Consider the following 17671-nt stretch of genomic DNA (forward strand, 5'->3'; position numbering starts at 1 on the left):
TGTCTACACAGTCTCTTATGCTTATTTTGTTAACTTTGTCAAGTTCATATTATACCAAATTAGATGAGCTTACCCTGCCATTTTTTTAAAGACTCACAGGCGAATTCACTGGTATTTTTACTATTTCTTAATGTTATATATCCTCGGTTTTGTTGAGAATCATAAACCCCATGTGGGCTCACTTTACCGTGACCTAAACTCCAAAAATCCCGATCGAAAGTAGTGACAGGTTCCTTTGTATAGAGAGTTCCCGGAGGATACAAATTTCCTAAAACTTTTTTCTTTTTGGTATCAAAACGGTTGGATAGGATTGCTGGCTTCTCTATACTCCGTATCCACTTTCGCAATATTTTAAAATTGAGCGTCACGATTTTCATTAATTACTATTATTTGTTTTTTGTTTTCGTTTCAAATACCAATGATTTTTTAATAGTTTTGCCACTAAGGAATGAGAATTAAATAACTTACAATCCGTGATGGTTCTTGTGGGATGGGCGTCCTGCTCGTCCAGAAAGGGCGGGCTATAAGCCCAACCCCTACTCCCCACTTTCAAGAGTGTAAATTATTTAATTCGCGATCGTAAGGGGAGACTAATGGTAAAACCTGCCGCTTGTATTGCAGAAGCTATTTCTTTATGGGTCAAATTAGTTTATTTGATTAACTCATTCATTGGGTTTCAGGCTGTGTGATTTTTTAAAATGTATAAAAATTCTGCATCAATGGCGATTTTAGTAGACAGAATACTTTTTCTTTCCCCTCCTCTCTTTCTGATCCTGGAACTATTCAGTGTCTCTGAGTCCATTTTTTCTAAATCTTCTATTACCTTGATGATAGTATTTCGACTGCATCCCAAAATTTGCATTACATACCTAATTCCACCCCATCCTAATTTTTGAGCTTAAGAAAGCTGCATATCTTCTTTTGTTTTTTTCTGATAATAATGATGTATAAAGTTTTTTAATTTTTGACTCAATTCAATTAGACTCAGACCGGGAGTTAAAAGTAAATTAGAAGAGTTAACTATAAAAATCAGTTGTGAGTTGTTCTCTGTAGGAGTAAAAATTGTCATCTCACACTTTATTTCATTATAACCGATAACTCATCAACTTATTTATTTTTCATTTCTAACTTCCTTAGATAGTGATGCTCAACTTTTAGGTCGAGCTCTCCGAAAACATTGGGGGATTGAAAATGAGGCTCATTGGGCTTTAGATTCTACCTTTGCTGAAGATGCCTGCCGGATTCGCTTTTTCCACAGTCCCCAGAATTTAGCTGTCCTGCGACGGCTCGCGCTCAATGCCTTCAATCGTGAACTGACTTACAAACGTAGTTTTAGACAAAAAATGAAAAGGGCAGCTATGGATAGTGATGATCTGATTCAAATTATTCGTTCTTGTTTTGCTGACAATATATTAGATTCTTTTGAGTCCTTTTGTCAAGGGTGATTGAGATGCTTTTACCATGTATTAATTCGCGGATTGGATGCTGAAAATTTACGGGAAATTGGTGTACGATCCGAGGGAAGAAGCTTTGGGAGTATCAAGCAATATCGGAAGATGAATTTGACTAAAAAAATCAAATAAAGGAGTGATGCAAAGTAACCTGGTTTTAAGGTAAAGAATGTCGATTTTGATTCGGCGTTGGGTAATAAGAAAGGGGGTAGCGAACCCGGATTGAGTATTATCAGTTTAACACTCCTCATAGCGAAGATTTTTGCGAGGAGACAGGGAATTAATTCCCTGTCTGGATTTCGGCAAAACGCGCTATTTTATCCACATTAATCAGAGTTTATCTCCGGTTAAAAATCGGGTTCTGCAGCCAAAAGCTCGATCGACAAATCCATCTGTTCCTTCCCCCGCGCCAAAAAGCTTTCGCACTGCTGCCAACACTCTACAGCCACCCCAAACTGCTCGAAAACCTCCTCTAGGGGCAACTCTCCCGATTCCACCCGATCGATAATTGCTTCAATTCGATCGACCGTTTCCTCATAATTCCAGTCAGACTGGCGCAACTGCGAATCAATCATAACTTGTCTTCCGCATCCAATACTTCTACAATCTTAACTTTCAGCCGGCCCCGACTCAACCTCACAGTCAATTCCTCTCCCAATTCCAAACCGTCAGTTGTGCGGACGATCGTACCGTCACTTTGGATTACCGCCGCATAACCCCTTTGCAAAACCGCCGCCGGATTCAGTGCGGATAACTTTTCTTGCAATACTTCCAGTTTACCAGTTGCCTGCCGCAAAGTTCGGGATGTCGCAGGCAAACGTTTTAATCGATTTTGTAACTGTTGCAAATGCTCTTCTTCTGCCTGAAATCTGGCCCGCACAGCACTTGCTAAATTGACCATTCGCTGCTTGTGTTCAAAGTAAATATCTGCTAAAATTGGTACAGCTTGAGCCGCCGCCGCAGTAGGAGTGTGGGCTCGTTTATCTGCTACTAAATCGGCGAGAGATTCGTCTCTTTCGTGCCCGATACCAGTGATAATTGGAATCGCACAATTGGCGATCGCCCTGACAACTCTCTCATCATTAAAACAAGCCAAATCTTCCGCCGCCCCGCCGCCCCGCCCTAACACGATCACCTCCGCCCTACCGTCCAATTCTACACGGGCGATCGCCCTAGCAATCGCAGCAGCAGCGAATTCCCCCTGCACTCCTGTCGGCGACAGCAACACCCGCAAACCCGGATATCTTTGGGCTAGAGTGCGCTGAATGTCTCCCCAAGCAGCGCCAGTATCGGATGTCACCACGGCCACAATTTGCGGGTGTGCGGGAATCGGGCGCTTTCGGGCGGGATCGAAGAAACCCTCAGCATCCAAGCGCGATCGCAATTGCTGCAACCGCAAAGCCTGCAATCCTTCCCCAGCCGGCAGCGATTGCACAACCGTCAACTGGTACTCGCCGCGATTTTTGTAAACCCGGATGCTTCCCAAAACCAGCAACTGTTCCCCTTTTGCGGGAATTTGCACCAATTTTGGCCGCTGAGAATTCCACACCACGCAGCGAATCGCAGCGCTTTTGTCGGTGTCGCAGAGAGTGAAAAAGCAGCCGCTGGGGTGGTGCGAAACGTTCGACACCTCGCCTGTCAGCCAAATTGATTGCAGGTTGCGATCGCCCTCCAACAAGTCTTGCAGGTAAGATGTTAGTCCAGCAACAGATAAAGCTGTATCGGGAAGAATTGAAGTCATCCAATTTTAGATTTTAGATTTTAGATATTAGATTTTAGATTTAGGCTACTATCAATGCTTCGGACAGTGTGTGATTGCCAAGCGTAAAATAAGGGTTTCAGGGCGATTGTGCAATCTCCTTCATAACGGAAAATCACTGATTTCAGAAGACAATCTAAAAATACTCCGGACTATTGTACTATATCTAAGGTAATTTATTTGTAGGCTGAGCGGGCGATCGTAAATTTAACTGCAAACAAACTAATGATATCAGATACAATGACTTCGATTAATGTGCTGCGCCAAGAGGCTGCGGCGATCGGCATTACTGAGGAAGAAGCCAGAAAATATGGCGACCTCCGACATAAAAGAACTTGGTCTTTGGCGATCGAACATCACCTCTCAATGCAAGATTTTGCCGTTGGCGAAGCCCTCGAAGAGGATCGCATAGAACAATCCTTCACAACTTCCGAACCCGATTCCTCCAGCGCACTCAACCACTCTCAGACTGAAGAGTCGAAAGACTATGGTATTCAGCTAACTGCGAACCTAGGCGAATCTAGAGTAACCAGGGAGAACCAAACAGCCTCTGTTGCTTCGCCACAACAGCAAGCAGTAGCAATCGGGCGATCGCCCGGTAATTCCGACCACCGCAGCGACCACAACCGAGGTTTTAAACAAGTAGTTCAAAATCATATTAAAGCATTAACAATCGCATCCGCCTCCCGCACAAATCTACTCCATTCACAACTGGGCAATTGGGTGTGTCCTGAGTGTGGGTCGGAGGGCGAACTGGGTTGTTACCTTTGCGCCGGAGAAGGCAATGTAGGGGACATTGCAGCTATTGGCTGGACGCTAGCTTATATGGAAATGTTGGGCTGTTCTGCTCGCGAAATTGAACCGTTGAGAAAAATTTCTCCTTCACTTAATATTCTGGAATTGAATTTAAAAGTTTGTGTTGCTATCAAACAAAGTAGCGAAGTTTTAGCCAGGACGGAGAAATGGGTAAGATTGAAGGAACAAGGAATGCACGACACTGATTTTGACACGGATACACGGATTAATTCTTAATGGTGATTCAGAAGTTAGAAGAAAAAACAACTATCAGTGTATCCGTGACTTTTGTGTCGTGCTGTTGGGCCTTAATATCAATAAAACTTCAAAATTCACTCATACCCACCTAAAAATTACTCCAAATTAAGTATTGATTCTAGCTTTTTCAAAGCAACTTCCAAATCGTCATTAACAACTTGGAAATCGAATTCCCCCGCCGCTTCAATTTCCTCTTTAGCCCGCACCAACCGACGGGCGATCGCAGTTTCAGAATCTTGACCCCGACTCCGCAGCCGGCGCTCCAACTCTTCCCAAGAAGGAGGTAAAATAAAAATTCGCAGCGCCTCTGGAAAATTATTCCTAATTTGCCTTGCCCCTTCCAGCTCAATTTCCAGGATTACCGATTTTCCCTCACCGATTCCTTGTTTAAGACCAAAATAAGGAGTACCGTAAAAATTACCGGCAAACTGGGCCCATTCCGCCAACTCTCCAGCCTCAACCATTTTTTCAAAACGGCTGCGGCTGACAAAATAATAGTGTTGTCCCTCAATTTCTCCCTCGCGGGGCTCACGAGTTGTCACCGATACCGAAAGATACAATTCGGAATGGCGATTGAGGAGCGATCGTACTAAGGTGCCTTTCCCCACACCGCTAGGCCCCGTCAGAACAATTAATTTACCAGATTTCATTTTTAGAAAAGAAACGTGTAACAATTTAAGTTTCTGCTTACTTTAGACCGTAAGCGCTCAAATTGCAACTGACAAACCTCAATCATCCCTACCTTGACCGTCTTTGCCGATCGCAAAACGATTAGCAACAGTTTCCGGCTGAATCGCCGAGAGGATGACGTGACTCGAATCTGTAATAATTACCGCCCTCGTGCGGCGGCCGTAAGTAGCGTCAACCAGTTGTCCCCGCTCCCGTGCATCAGTAATAATCCGCTTAATTGGCGCTGACTCAGGACTGACAATGGCAATCACTCGATTAGCAGACACAATGTTACCAAAACCGATATTAATTAATTGAATATCCATGAAATTCTTAATTTGTAGGTGAACGATTGACTATCAATCCTTACTTTTGATCATATAATATACAAAGATTTTTTCTGACAATCCTCAAATTAATCCCAACTAAGTTTTTTATTTCCTACCTAAAAATTTTACCCTTTTGACGCCTAGTACCCCGTTCTTTATCAAAAATTTAAAAAAGACTCGCTGTTGTCGCTCTATCTTAAAGATTCAGTAAAAGCGTCGATTTTGAGTTGCAAATGATAGCATTAGCTGTATCGAGACAACATCCAGTAAATGTTGCGAAATATAAATTTAATTTCCCAGATAGCAATACTCCGGACAGTTTTTAAGGATCGCGAATTAAATAACTTACAATTTTAATTGTTATTGTGGGATGGGCTCTTATAGCCCGTCATGAGTGGACGGGCTATAAGAGCCCATCCCACTTTCAAGAGTGGAAGTTATTTAATTCTCATTCCTTACTGGAGTAAGCGTAACAGCAAACTTTATGACAGCGAAACCTCTAAATCCTTAAAACGGCAAAACCATAAATGTGGGGAATATGGCTTAAAAATGCTAGGCGATGAAAGGGTTAATCTACATCATGTAGACGGCAACCATAGTAACTCGAAAATAAACAGCCTTCTAGCGGTTCACTCTCATCTATCACGATTATATTCACATGAGCAAAAGCGAAAGCTGAGAACATCGGGCTCTGTATGCGGAGAAATTCGCACGTACATATCTAAATGGGAGGGGCAGGGAATAATATCTCCCCTCCACCCAACCAATTCTCAAGTGCTTTTGTCAAGCATGATTGAGAGCCTCTTACCCTGCAATCATAAGATTGCACTTTCGCACTTTTAATGATTGTAACTTGAGATAATTACCCGCCACCCTTTTTTTTCGGTATTTTTGGAGGGCTGACATAGCGCGCCCAAAAAGGTTCTTCCATATCTTTCATCGCTGCTAGTTTTTGGCGCTCTTCCTCTATGCGCTTGCGTTCTGAAAGATTAGAAAATATGTTGATACTGCCGACAGTTTGGCCGCCCGCATCTCGCACAGGTGCGGCCCAAAGCCAAACATCGATCGAACTACCGTCTTTTTTCAACAAAGATATTTCCAAACCGTTTTGCGGTTTGCCATTAGACGCAGACTTTAGCAGCGCGTAAAAATCTTGCTTTTGGCCTTCAGGAATATTCGGTAAAGGTTTCCCTAAAACCTCAGCCGCAGCCCAGCCAAAAAGTTGTTCGGCGGCGCGGTTCCAAACAACGGTATTGCCGTCATTGCTGGTACAGTTAATCGCCAGCGGCGCCGATGCTATCTGGGCTTGCAAAACTTGGTTAACGAGTTGCAGTTTCAATTCTACTTGCTTGCGATCGGTAATTTCCTGACAAGCGCCCCACAACCGGACAACCCGTTCAGCAGTTTTGTCCCACACCACTTGCCAGTAGTCCCGCACCCAGCGCACCTCGCCTTTTTGATTAATAATGCGATACTCATTAGCTCCAGTGCGGCTGAAAGTACAGCCTTCTAACTGTTTAATTAACATTTCCCTGTCGTCGGGATGAACGAGTTCGGAGTTCCACCAACCAAACGATTCTAATTCTTCAGGAACGCAACCGGTGCAGCGCTCAAAAGCTTCTGTCGCCCACTCGCAGGCGAACTTGCCATCGGGAAGTCCCTTAAAAGAATAGGCAAAATCCGAAGTAATTTGCGACATAACTCTGTAGTGCAGTTCCGAATCTCGGACAGCGACTTCCGCTTGCTTTCGTTCCCCTATTTCCCGCGAATTAATTATAATTCCCTGCACGCTAGAATCGTAAAGCAAACTGTTACCTATTGACTCCATGTAGATCCAAGAACCGTCAGCGTGGCGTTTCCGATATTCGATTGCCCCCCCAATTCCGGGAGCTTCTAACAACTTACCAAAATACGTCTGCCAAGCTAGCAAATCGTCTGGATGGATTAACTCGCCGTGAAATTTGCCAATTCTATCTTCTGGGTTGTAGCCCAAAAGCCGCTGTAGAGAGCCGCTGTGGTATCTAACTCGCCCATCGGAGCCGACAATGCTAATTAGATCGGGAGAATTACGCAGCATAGCTTGCAGTTTGGCTTCACTTTTAGTTAAGGCTTGAGTGTCCCTGCGATGCTGGCTGATTTGTTTTTCCAACTGCTCCCGTAGCTGTCTGATTTGCCCTACTTGCTGGGCTACAGTGCGCTCCAATAGGCGATTGTTTTTTTCAATTTTAACCAGCTTTGCCGCGTTATTTGTGGCGCTTTCAAACAAGCGGCTGCCTGCAATTTCCTGTAGAGAATTTGATAAATCTTCCAAAGTTTTTGTGAAAATTGCCTGTTGCGGGTGTGGCAATTCCCTAGCTTGTTCCTGCAATGTTTCTAAGTGTTTGTAGACAGTTTCTAGCATTTTATTAAGGGGGGAATCTAATAGTTGCCGGCGGGTGCAACCCCTAAAAAGCGGACACAAGTTTTTTCAACATAACCCATAACTAAGACTGGTGTGTGGCGATCGACCCATCGCGCTCTCAATAACCAGGCATTTTGGGACTTTCTCTTCAAATCATAGCAACCGATAGAGAAAGTAAATTCTTGTTGCGCCCTAATTGCCAGCCCAGCCGCACCCCCAAGAAGTGATCGCCAGGAGTGCGGGTAACTCTCCTACCCAGTGAATGTAGGGCTTCTCGCGGTTAAGCTAAACTAGATGGGTGTCAAGAGAAAGAGGGATTTATGACAGAGCAAGCCAACGCTCGCGATTTGTTTCGCGCTGCTTACGAACACCGCTATACCTGGGATGCCAATTTTCCCGGTTACAGTGCCGATATTGAACTCAAACAGGGCGACGAAGTATATACGGGTCATGTTTCCATCAAACCCGACATGAGCGTGGAAGTCAGCGGCATTGAAGATGAGGAAGTGCAGCAAAGCGTCTACACCCAAATGCGTGATATTGTCACCCACCGCAAACGATCGACATTTGAAAAATCTCACGGCAAAAATAGCTTTACCCTGGGCGAGAAGGATAGCACCGACGCTGTGGACATCTTGGTGCAAGGCGACTCAATGGGCTCGAATTATAAAATCCGAGGTCTCTCAATTTGTCAAGTCAGCCGGGTGATGGGCCGGATGGCTTTCGTAATTGACACGCACAAAAGCTTAGAGACACCCGAAGGTTCTTTGGCTACCCACTACGATGCCGTTTTCCGCAACCCCCAAACAGACGAAATTATCAAAGAACTCGAATTTGAAGATACCTTTGAGAAGATAGGCGACTATTATGTCATGACAAAGCAAGTAGTTCGAGCCAAAGAAAAAGGTCAACTGACAACAACCGAGTTCAACTACTCCCACGTCAAACTGCTAGAACCAGCAGTAGTGTAGCGCCCTCAAAAACCCGATTTCTTAAATAAAAGGGTTTTTTTGGTTAACGTATCAGAATCAACTTGATTTGGCGGCAAGTAACGCTACGATCGAACGAGAGAGCTAATTGGGATCGAGCATCAGCGTGACAGAAACCGGGTTTCCTGCCGCGGGCTCACCTGAGTGCCTAAGTCTTTGATCAAAAAACCCGGTTTCTTAAATCCCGCGCGGGTTGAGAATGCTGCCCTTGAGTCAAATCGAACTTTCATCACCTGCAAAAAATCATCACAGAGGCGAAATATGACACTAGCACTAACCAGAGATAACGTCGAAACAGTTCTCGATGAAATGCGCCCCTACCTGATATCCGACGGTGGCAACGTCGAACTCGTAGAAATTGACGGCCCAGTGGTACACCTGAGACTGCAAGGAGCTTGTGGCTCTTGCCCGAGTTCCACAATGACTCTGAGAATGGGGATTGAACGTCGCCTGCGCGAGGCTATCCCAGAAATTGCCGAAGTCGAACAGGTAATGTAATTAGTCAGTTGGCAATTGGTAGTTGGCAATTGGTAGTTGGCAGTTGACGGTTGACGGTTGACGGTTGACTGTTACCAATTACCAGTTGACGGTTGACTGTTGGCAGTTGGCTGTTAACAGTTGGCTGTTACCAATTACCAGTTGACTGTTGACTGTTACCAATTACCCAATTTAATTGCCAATTACCAATTACCCAATTTAATTACCAATTACCAATTACCAATTACCAAATTCAATTACCAATTACTAAATTCAATGTCTCACCCCCTTTATGTAGCCTTCATTTGGCACCAACACCAACCGCTCTACAAATCCAGAGTATCCGCTAGCGCAGGAGCAGCTCAGTACCGACTGCCTTGGGTGCGCTTGCACGGAGTCAAAGACTACTTGGATTTAGTGCTCCTCCTGGCAAAATATCCCAAGCTTCATCAAACCGTAAACTTGGTTCCCTCCTTGATTTTGCAGATAGAAGACTGCATCGCAGATAAAGCATTAGACCCTTACTTGACGGTGACATTAAAGTCAGCAGAAATTTTAACCCTCCCAGAACAAGAGTTCATTTTAGAACACTTTTTTGACGCCAATTACCACACTCTGATTCAGCCACACCCCCGCTACGCTCAACTCTACACTCAGCGGCAGGAAAAAGGCATTCAGTGGTGTTTGGAAAACTGGAAATTGCAGGATTTTAGCGACTTGCTGGCCTGGCACAATTTAGCTTGGATTGACCCGCTGTTTTGGGACGACCCGGAGATTGCAGGGTGGCTGAAACAAGGACAAAATTTTAGTTTGGTAGACAGAAAAAACATCTACTCAAAACAAAAAGAAATCCTCGCTCGCATCATCCCCCAGCACCGTAAAATGCAAGCTGAGGGACAGTTGGAAGTCTCCACAACCCCCTACACGCACCCGATTTTACCGCTGCTTGCTGACACTAATGGCGGCCGCATAGCTATTCCAAACATGACGCTGCCACAACACCGGTTTCAGTGGGAAGAAGATATTCCCCGACACCTGAGAAAAGCCTGGGAAATGTATGAAGACCGGTTTGATTGCCAACCGCGCGGTTTGTGGCCGTCGGAACAAGCAGTCAGCCCGGAAATTTTGCCCTACATTGCCAAACAAGGCTTTAAATGGATAGTCTCGGACGAAGCAGTATTGGGGTGGACAATTAAACACTTTTTCAACCGCGACGCGACAGGGAATGTCTACGAACCAGAATTCTTATATCGCCCTTACCGTTTAGAAACTCCTGACGGGGATTTAGCCATAGTATTTAGAGACCACAGATTGTCGGACTTGATCGGGTTTACCTACGGTTCGATGGAACCGGAAAAAGCAGCATCAGATTTAGTGGGACACTTAGAGGCGATCGGCAGAACTCTCAAAAACCGACAGTCAGGCGGCCAAACAGCTTTAGAAAATCCCTGGTTAGTGACGATCGCCCTCGACGGCGAAAATTGCTGGGAATTCTATCCCCAAGACGGCAAACCGTTCTTAGAATCCCTCTATCAAACTCTCAGCGACAATCCAGATATCAAATTAGTCACAGTCTCGGAATTTCTCGACAAATTCCCAGCAACCGAAACAATTCCCGCAGCCCAACTGCACACTGGTTCCTGGGTGGACGGTTCTCTCACAACTTGGATCGGCGATCCCGCGAAAAATCGCGCTTGGGACTTGTTAGAGCCTGCGAGACAAATGCTGGCAAACCATCCAGAGGCCACAGAAGAAAGCAACCCAGAAGCTTGGGAAGCGCTGTATGCGGCCGAAGGTTCCGACTGGTTCTGGTGGTTTGGCGAAGGCCACACGTCGAACCAAGATGCCATGTTCGACCAGCTATTTCGCGAACACGTAGCGGCGATTTACGAAGCTCTCGGCGAGCCTGTACCCCCGGAAGTGCGGCGGCAAGTAGAGGTGCACTCTGTTCAAGGCGACCACCTGCCGCTGAGCTTTATTCACCCGGTGATTGACGGTATCGGCAACGAACAGGATTGGGACAAAGCCGGTCGGATTGAAGTTGGGGGAGCAAGGGGTACGATGCACCGGAGTTCGGCAATTCAGCGCCTTTGGTACGGCGTTGACCACTTGAATTTTTACATTCGTGCCGACTTCAAGGTAGGGGTGCGGCCGGGAATTGATTGCCCGCAGCAGTTAAATTTGTTCTGGTTTTATCCCGATCGCACCATGCACAACAGTCTGATTCCGCTGTCGGGTTTGCCTGACGAAGCACCGCTAAACTATAGATACCACCATCAGTTAGAGATTAATTTGCTGACGAAATCGATTTGGTTTCAGGAAGCAGAAGATGGCGATCGGTGGCTGCCCCGCATTAGCCGCGCCCAAGTGGGAGTGGATAAATGTTTGGAGGTAGCAGTGCCCTGGGCGGATTTGCAGATTATGCCCGACTGGCAGGTGAGGCTGATTGCGGTTTTATCGGATGGGAGTAGTTACTCTACCTGTATGCCGTTCGATTCTTTGATTCCGATCGGAATGCCGTAAAAAGTCATTAGTCATTAGGCTGTAGGGGCGGGTTTCACCAGCTTTCATAGAACTGCTAACCCAAATAAATATAAACCCGCCCCCTGAATTAGTCATTAGTCATTAGTGATTTTTTGAACCAACAAACAATTAAATAATTATCAAATTATATCCAATTGGGGATTCTACTCTGGCTGCCTAATGCCTTGATAATTTCGGTCGCATCCGGTCGAGCGAAAACTATAAAATATGTCTGTAATGAGGGCTTCATCACTCATGAAAAAGAGGAATAAAGTCATCACTACAAACCTTATTGTAATAGTTATTTTACCGGAAATCATATCATTAGTCATGGGGAAATTAACAAACTAATGAGCCGCATTTTACTATTGGTCGATCGCCACCAACAACTTAATTTGCTGATCGCCCACCTCAACACCGAGCATGAGGTGATTGTACTCGATCGCGCTTTAAATCCCAACTCCGAATTTCCCATTCCCCAAATCGCTTTTGACTTGTGCATTCTCGACGAGGCCTCTTTCGATCGCATCGGGCCGCTGGTAGAATCATTAAAAACTGCCGCCGAACCGATATTTTTACCGTTCTTGCTGGTTAGTCAATCCCAAACGCCTGCTCTTTCTGAGCAGCCATTTTCGCAGCAGCCCAAACAACTCGAACGCAGAATAGACGATTTGATAGTAAGTCCCGTCGAACTCGCCCAACTGCATTGGCGGGTAGAGAATTTGTTGGCCCGCAGGCGGCAGTCGCTAGAAATCCACAGACTTCAGGAAATAATTAAAGAACGGACTTTTACAGAAAGTTTGTTAAAGGACTCGCTGCAAACGGCAAACGAAAACCTGCAACGGGAAATCGCCAAGCGGGCCGAGGTAGAAACTGCACTGCGAGAAAACTCCTATCTCAACTTGCTGATGAATGCCATGCCAGATATTGTCTGCTTCAAAGATGGCGAGGGCAGGTGGCAGGAGGCAAATCAAGCGATATTGGAAGTGTTCGAGCTAGAAAAAATAGACTACCGTGGCCTTAAAGATTCTCAGCTAGGAGAACTCAGCAGTTTTTACCGCGAGGCGTTACAGGCTTGCGAGGTGAGCGATCGAGAAGCGTGGGAAAAAGGTAAGCTTTCTAGGGGGGAAGAAATGATTCCCCGATCGGACGGTACTGTGAATATCTACGACGTGATTAAAGTACCCGTATTTCACCCCGACGGCAGACGCAAAAGTATCGTGATTTTGGGCCGCGACATCACCGAATACAAGCAAGCTAGAGACGAACTCGTGCGCTTGGCGTCGATTGTCGAGTCTTCCGATGACGGCATCGTCAGCAAAACCCTCACCGGGACAATTCAGAGCTGGAACACAGGAGCAGAGAAGATTTATGGCTACTGTGCGGCGGAAATCAAGGGGAAGTCTATAGAGATTCTAGCCATACCCGAACGCCCCAAGGAAATGCCTCAAATATTGGAAAATATTAGAGCTGGAGCCACCATCGACCATTATGAAACCGTACACTTGCGGAAAGATGGCCAACAGATAGATGTCTCCCTCACGATTTCTCCGATTAAAGACGCGACTGGAGCGGTAACGGGCGTTTCGACAATCTCTCGCGACATCAGCGACAGCAAGCGAGTCGAAAAAGCCTTTGAACAACTCCGCCACCAAACAGAAATGATTTTGTTCTCCGCAGGAGAAGGAATTTGCGGGTTGAACAAACAGGGAAAAGTAACTTTTGTCAATCCTGCGGCGGTGAGAATGGCTGGGTGCGAATTGAAGCAATTGATCGATCGACCACTCTATGAAAGCTTACACCGTTCACAGCAAGAATGCTCAAGGGCGATCGAGCAACTGTCACCTGCAACAGACATCAATTCAGGGTCGGAACTTGTCCCACACTGCGCCGCACAGCAGGCGGGCAAACTGCTGCCGAACCGGGTAAGTTCTCAAATTTTAGCCACCTTGGAAGACGGAGAGGCGCGGCGCGTCACCGATGAGATTTTTTGGCGGCGAGACGGCAGCAGTTTTCCGGTTGAGTACGTTGTCGCTCCGATGCGAGAACAAGGCGAAATTATTGGAGCTGTAGTGACTTTTAAAGATATCACGGAGCAGCTTGCCGTCGAGCGCATGAAAGATGAATTCATCTCTGTTGTCAGCCACGAACTGCGGACGCCGATGACCTCGATTCACGGCGCCCTCGGCCTCCTCAACAGCGGCCTGCTCGACGCTTACCCCCAGAAAGCTAAGCGGATGCTGGAGATTGCTGTCACTAATACTGACCGCTTGGTGCGCTTGGTCAACGACATCCTAGATTTAGAGCGGATGGAGTCGAGTTACAGCACTGCCGTCAAACAAACTTGCAATGTGGCTGAGCTGATGTTGCAGGCGGCTGACGAGATGCAGGGAATGGCGAAGCCGGCGGGAGTTACTCTGTCGGTGAAGCCTGTGGGGGCGCAATTGCAAGCTGTTCCCGATCGGCTAATTCAAGCCTTGACAAATTTACTAAGTAATGCTATAAAATTTTCTCCCTCCGGCGCTACGGTTTGGCTGAGCGGGGAGTTGAGCCACAATCTGGATTTGGCAGAAAAAGCAGCCCACAAGTCGGTGTCGTCTCCGTCTTTGTTGTCTCCTGAGCCGGCCGCCGCGCCTCCGCATATGCCAGTTCCGACCTCGTGGTACATCGTGATTGCTGTGAAAGACCAAGGGCGGGGTATTCCGCCAGACAAACTGGAGATGGTCTTTGAACGCTTTCAACAAGTTGATGCTTCTGATTCTCGCCAGAAAGGAGGTACTGGTTTGGGGCTGGCTATTTGTCGCAGTATCGTGGAGCAGCACGGCGGGCGGATGTGGGTGGAGAGCGTTGTGGGGGAGGGCAGCACTTTTTTCTTAAGTCTGCCACTTCTTGCGGGAGGGGCTGGCAACTGAAAGTTAATTTCTACTCTGGTGTACCCAAAGTTACTGATTTTGTGCAGATTGTTCGATCGAGTCAATCGATTTTAGATTTTAGATTTTAGATTTTAGATTAAAGAATTGAAGTATTGAAGTATTGACGCCACGGATAAATACGTTAGGCAAGTTGCATCGGATACAGGTTTTTTATTTCTGGACGGATGAATCCGGGGGCTTGTATCCTGGATGCTTGATTGTCACCGACAAACAATCTCAGCCTTTTGGATTAATCGGGGACTGCGAGCAAAAATCTCGATTAGAGGTGGAAAAGCGGCTTTTTTTGGGGGGGAGATTTTACAGCAACCGCGCCCGAAGGTTAGGATATTCTTAATTGTTGAAACTCAGGCGGTCGATTGCAACGGAGGTGTTCTTTTTTCCTTCTTTTTACCCGGTCGCGAAGTCTCCGGGAGCCGAAAGGCCTTCAACATCTGCTATACAGTTTTGAAAATTTACTGTAAAGTCCGATCGGGTAAGATAATTTGCTTTACAAAATATTCACATTTCGCCTCTAATCTGCGATCAGTTCTCTTTTCTAAAAAAATGTTAATTTTGACTGCCAAGCGCATCTTGGTTATTGACGATGCGGAAGATATTCGGGAAGTAGCTCAAGTCAGTCTTGAGCTGGTGGGGGGCTGGGAAGTCCTGACAGCGAGTTCTGGCCGCGAGGGTGTTGCTAAGGCTCTTGCCGAACAGCCTGATGCTATTCTATTGGACGTGATGATGCCCGACCAAGACGGGCCTACTACTTTTCAACAGTTACAAGCTAATAAGGCTACGCAGCACATTCCGGTAATTTTATTGACAGCTAAGGCTCTGGCTGGGGACAGGCGGATGTTCGCTGATTTGGGGGTGGTGAGCGTGATTGCTAAGCCTTTTGAACCGATGTTTTTGGCGGATCAGGTCGCTGAGGCTTTGGGCTGGAAGCAAGAATAGATCGATCGTCCGCCTTGAATTGTGCCGCTTTTCAAGCAGTAGTTTTGCAGGCAAAGAGAGTTAAAAAAACTTGGTTTCTTGGATATGGTTCCTTAGATCGAATTAGGGCGATCGGACAGGATATATGTAGCAATTTAGACCCCGCACCTTTGGTCCGGTCAGCTTAAGACTCAAAACCTCAGTCCGGTATCAGTTTCCACCCTATCGGTATTGGGGTGAAATTGATACCAATAGGGATGCCTAAGTCCCTATTGGTAGTGCGTCCATTTAACCGAATTCGGCCTCAGCCATGAACTCAGTATTCCTACTGATTTATCCGCGAAATATAAGCTGGCAGGATTATTTTACTTTTTGTAACAACTCACTCGTCTTCATAAGTTCTTCAGGTTTTAGTTTTATGTTTAAGCAGAACGTCAGGGATCGCTCCTGACTGTTGGCAGACACATTGGGAGAAGACGATTATGCCCTCAGCTTACATTTTGCTACTAATAGTTTCTCTGGCAGCAGTCTGGATTTACTGGCAAACCTCTCAAGATATTTTTGTTCTTGTGGCTTGGGCCGGGCTGGGTTGTTTTATTTGGGGTTTCTCTTGGGCTCCTTGGAGCGTTCAGCTTTTGATTGTGGTGTTACTCTTGGGCCTCCAAAAGTGCTACTTGCGCGACGCCCAAAGCTATGAGTGAAAAAAAATTTTTATTTTTGTGCCTGGAATTGAGATGTGCAGGCTTTCGTGAATCTCTCTAATGATTGGGTTATCGCTCCATATCTTCAAAAAAGGTTTAAAATATCATGAATAGTTGCCCTTGTTGCTCCTCTAAATTGCTCCGCCACGCTCGCCACAATCGCGTTTATTGGTTCTGCTCGCACTGCTGGCAGGAAATGCCGGATCTGTCGGAGATGATTTTACGTAACAGCGTGCGGAATCACAAACGCGATGGTTTGGTGAAGGTTGCGAGTTTGACTCCTAAATTGAGGATTTTTGATTCTGTAGAAATTGCTTAGTTTCCTGGAGTTAGTCTCGCGATAAATATTGAGACTGAAAAGATTTTTGTTTGTGCCCTCAGTGGGATTTTTGGATAAAAAATGCACTCATCCCCTTCCGTGTGAAGTGAAGGGGACTTATTAGCGGGGGGGATGAGTGCACTTGTGATGGGGTCGATCGCCCTACAGAATTTCAGCTATTGTATGCAGTTAAGCTGATTACATCAAACCGATTTGAGAGAGAATGCCTTGACCGGTGATGTATTCGGTAGCTAGGCCGATAACGAAGCCCAACATTGCCAAACGGCCGTTCCAGGTTTCAGCAAACTCAGTGAAGCCAACTTTTGCGTCTTTGTTTTCCATGACCATAAACCTCGTTTAATTTCAACCTTATGTAACTAAACTTAACACAGCAGTATAAAGTTTGCAACATATTTTTACATTTACTGTTCAAATGCCGGAGATCAGCGGGATGGGCCCGCAGGGAGAGGGGCTCGCGGGGGGAAGGTCGATCGGTGTCAGCTTGGCGAAAACCTTGGTGAGATGTCTAAGGATGTAAACAAATTATTTTGAGTTAATACTTGACATCCAATAATTAGAACGCTAGCCTAAAAGCAGAGCTAAAACAAAATATCGCATTCAAAATGAAGGAATGTTGATTGAGTCGTCTTAGCTACACGGTTTATAAAACTGGGGCAAGTTTCTAGCACCCCGTTGAGCGGAATGTAAGTCTAATGTCGTTTTAACAAGTTGATACAAGCTTGAGAAAATTGAAACATTATTGAGTTCCATTTCCCTTCAGCGGGCTGCTACTAAACTCGTTCCAGTTATGTAAACCCTGTAGCTAAGACGCTAATCAAATCCCAACAAAATTACAGTGTTTTGTGGTAACAGATTGTCCTGTGCCGAGATGTTAATTTTTGAGCAAATCCACAGACAACACTCCATGAATGCTAGATGCGCGATATGTCGAGGCTGTCCAATCAACCTAATTGTAGGAATGAATACAATGGTGGACAATCATCGAACCACAGGCAAACAAAAAAGCCAGTCTCAGCCTTTATTTTCTATTTACGTCGATCTTCAGAACACACACTTAACGGGACTTAAACATAAAATACGATAAAAATAGGTTATAATGCTTACATAGCAAGCATATAACGTTAAAAAATG

Annotated in this window: 16 protein-coding genes; 9 read left to right on the forward strand and 7 right to left on the reverse strand. The window is 45.8% G+C overall.

Translation table 11 applies throughout. The features are described from left to right. Positions 1-59 precede the first annotated feature (59 nt). The gene (locus QT984_RS28380; RefSeq protein WP_333055873.1) at positions 60-377 is read right to left on the reverse strand and encodes an ISAzo13-like element transposase-related protein; all 318 of its coding nucleotides are present in this window, start codon (positions 375-377) and stop codon (positions 60-62) included. Positions 378-1109: 732 nt separating this feature from the next. On the opposite strand from QT984_RS28380, the gene QT984_RS29895 reads away from it, so the two are divergent. Then, complete coding sequence (locus QT984_RS29895; RefSeq protein WP_445243036.1) at positions 1110-1445, forward strand: ISAs1 family transposase; 336 nt, start codon at positions 1110-1112, stop codon at positions 1443-1445. A 353-nt stretch (positions 1446-1798) separates the two neighbouring features. On the opposite strand, the gene xseB is transcribed toward QT984_RS29895, so the two are convergent. Beyond that, the gene (gene xseB, locus QT984_RS28385) at positions 1799-2026 is read right to left on the reverse strand and encodes an exodeoxyribonuclease VII small subunit (protein ID WP_190740787.1); all 228 of its coding nucleotides are present in this window, start codon (positions 2024-2026) and stop codon (positions 1799-1801) included. Beyond that, positions 2023-3192: an exodeoxyribonuclease VII large subunit gene (gene xseA, locus QT984_RS28390; protein WP_333055874.1), complete on the reverse strand. Its 1170-nt coding sequence runs from the start codon at positions 3190-3192 to the stop codon at positions 2023-2025. Before xseA ends, xseB begins: the two co-directional genes overlap by 4 nt. Before the next feature lie 243 nt (positions 3193-3435). On the opposite strand from xseA, the gene QT984_RS28395 reads away from it, so the two are divergent. Next, positions 3436-4242 (forward strand): hypothetical protein, encoded by an 807-nt coding sequence (locus QT984_RS28395; RefSeq protein ID WP_333208144.1) that lies wholly within the window; start codon positions 3436-3438, stop codon positions 4240-4242. A gap of 116 nt (positions 4243-4358) precedes the next feature. Here the strand turns inward: QT984_RS28395 and gmk are convergent, their stop codons facing one another. The 3 genes from gmk to QT984_RS28410 form a co-directional block, all read right to left on the reverse strand. Then, positions 4359-4913 carry a guanylate kinase gene (gene gmk / locus QT984_RS28400; protein WP_333055876.1) on the reverse strand — a complete coding sequence of 185 codons (555 nt, stop codon included), beginning with the start codon at positions 4911-4913 and terminating at the stop codon, positions 4359-4361. A 78-nt stretch (positions 4914-4991) separates the two neighbouring features. Next, positions 4992-5258, reverse strand: coding sequence for an extracellular matrix/biofilm regulator RemA (remA, locus tag QT984_RS28405; RefSeq protein ID WP_172193250.1), 267 nt, complete (start codon positions 5256-5258; stop codon positions 4992-4994). An 865-nt stretch (positions 5259-6123) separates the two neighbouring features. After that, complete coding sequence (locus QT984_RS28410; protein WP_333055877.1) at positions 6124-7662, reverse strand: PAS domain S-box protein; 1539 nt, start codon at positions 7660-7662, stop codon at positions 6124-6126. Positions 7663-7982: 320 nt separating this feature from the next. On the opposite strand from QT984_RS28410, the gene QT984_RS28415 reads away from it, so the two are divergent. From QT984_RS28415 to QT984_RS28445, 7 genes are all read left to right on the forward strand, one after another. Then, complete coding sequence (locus QT984_RS28415) at positions 7983-8633, forward strand: DUF3386 domain-containing protein (protein WP_333055878.1); 651 nt, start codon at positions 7983-7985, stop codon at positions 8631-8633. A 279-nt stretch (positions 8634-8912) separates the two neighbouring features. Continuing rightward, the gene (locus QT984_RS28420) at positions 8913-9149 is read left to right on the forward strand and encodes a NifU family protein (RefSeq protein ID WP_006632519.1); all 237 of its coding nucleotides are present in this window, start codon (positions 8913-8915) and stop codon (positions 9147-9149) included. A gap of 255 nt (positions 9150-9404) precedes the next feature. Continuing rightward, entirely contained in the window at positions 9405-11651 is a 2247-nt protein-coding gene (locus QT984_RS28425; protein ID WP_333375465.1) for a glycoside hydrolase, read from the forward strand. Between the two features lie 350 nt (positions 11652-12001). Continuing rightward, on the forward strand, positions 12002-14563 hold the full coding sequence (locus QT984_RS28430) for a PAS domain S-box protein (protein WP_333375467.1): 2562 nt from the start codon (positions 12002-12004) through the stop codon (positions 14561-14563). A gap of 564 nt (positions 14564-15127) precedes the next feature. Then, positions 15128-15520: a response regulator gene (locus tag QT984_RS28435; RefSeq protein ID WP_333055881.1), complete on the forward strand. Its 393-nt coding sequence runs from the start codon at positions 15128-15130 to the stop codon at positions 15518-15520. 461 nt (positions 15521-15981) lie between these two features. Then, entirely contained in the window at positions 15982-16200 is a 219-nt protein-coding gene (locus tag QT984_RS28440; protein WP_333055882.1) for a hypothetical protein, read from the forward strand. 106 nt (positions 16201-16306) lie between these two features. Then, complete coding sequence (locus QT984_RS28445; RefSeq protein WP_333055883.1) at positions 16307-16519, forward strand: hypothetical protein; 213 nt, start codon at positions 16307-16309, stop codon at positions 16517-16519. A 198-nt stretch (positions 16520-16717) separates the two neighbouring features. Here QT984_RS28445 and QT984_RS28450 read toward each other — a convergent pair whose 3' ends face one another. Next, positions 16718-16861, reverse strand: coding sequence for a chlorophyll a/b-binding protein (locus QT984_RS28450; protein WP_096831166.1), 144 nt, complete (start codon positions 16859-16861; stop codon positions 16718-16720). Between the last annotated feature and the right edge of the window lie 810 nt (positions 16862-17671).

The organism is Microcoleus sp. Z1_B2, assembly GCF_036700325.1.
GTDB lineage: Bacteria > Cyanobacteriota > Cyanobacteriia > Cyanobacteriales > Microcoleaceae > Microcoleus.

What these genes read in the sequence shown, in the direction of transcription:
- QT984_RS28380 (WP_333055873.1), bottom strand. Translation starts at nt 377, where the DNA reads ATGAAAATCGTGACGCTCAATTTTAAAATATTGCGAAAGTGGATACGG.
- xseB (WP_190740787.1), bottom strand. Translation starts at nt 2,026, where the DNA reads ATGATTGATTCGCAGTTGCGCCAGTCTGACTGGAATTATGAGGAAACG.
- xseA (WP_333055874.1), bottom strand. Translation starts at nt 3,192, where the DNA reads ATGACTTCAATTCTTCCCGATACAGCTTTATCTGTTGCTGGACTAACA.
- QT984_RS28395 (WP_333208144.1), top strand. Translation starts at nt 3,436, where the DNA reads ATGATATCAGATACAATGACTTCGATTAATGTGCTGCGCCAAGAGGCT.
- gmk (WP_333055876.1), bottom strand. Translation starts at nt 4,913, where the DNA reads ATGAAATCTGGTAAATTAATTGTTCTGACGGGGCCTAGCGGTGTGGGG.
- remA (WP_172193250.1), bottom strand. Translation starts at nt 5,258, where the DNA reads ATGGATATTCAATTAATTAATATCGGTTTTGGTAACATTGTGTCTGCT.
- QT984_RS28410 (WP_333055877.1), bottom strand. Translation starts at nt 7,662, where the DNA reads ATGCTAGAAACTGTCTACAAACACTTAGAAACATTGCAGGAACAAGCT.
- QT984_RS28415 (WP_333055878.1), top strand. Translation starts at nt 7,983, where the DNA reads ATGACAGAGCAAGCCAACGCTCGCGATTTGTTTCGCGCTGCTTACGAA.
- QT984_RS28420 (WP_006632519.1), top strand. Translation starts at nt 8,913, where the DNA reads ATGACACTAGCACTAACCAGAGATAACGTCGAAACAGTTCTCGATGAA.
- QT984_RS28425 (WP_333375465.1), top strand. Translation starts at nt 9,405, where the DNA reads ATGTCTCACCCCCTTTATGTAGCCTTCATTTGGCACCAACACCAACCG.
- QT984_RS28430 (WP_333375467.1), top strand. Translation starts at nt 12,002, where the DNA reads ATGAGCCGCATTTTACTATTGGTCGATCGCCACCAACAACTTAATTTG.
- QT984_RS28435 (WP_333055881.1), top strand. Translation starts at nt 15,128, where the DNA reads ATGTTAATTTTGACTGCCAAGCGCATCTTGGTTATTGACGATGCGGAA.
- QT984_RS28440 (WP_333055882.1), top strand. Translation starts at nt 15,982, where the DNA reads ATGCCCTCAGCTTACATTTTGCTACTAATAGTTTCTCTGGCAGCAGTC.
- QT984_RS28445 (WP_333055883.1), top strand. Translation starts at nt 16,307, where the DNA reads ATGAATAGTTGCCCTTGTTGCTCCTCTAAATTGCTCCGCCACGCTCGC.
- QT984_RS28450 (WP_096831166.1), bottom strand. Translation starts at nt 16,861, where the DNA reads ATGGAAAACAAAGACGCAAAAGTTGGCTTCACTGAGTTTGCTGAAACC.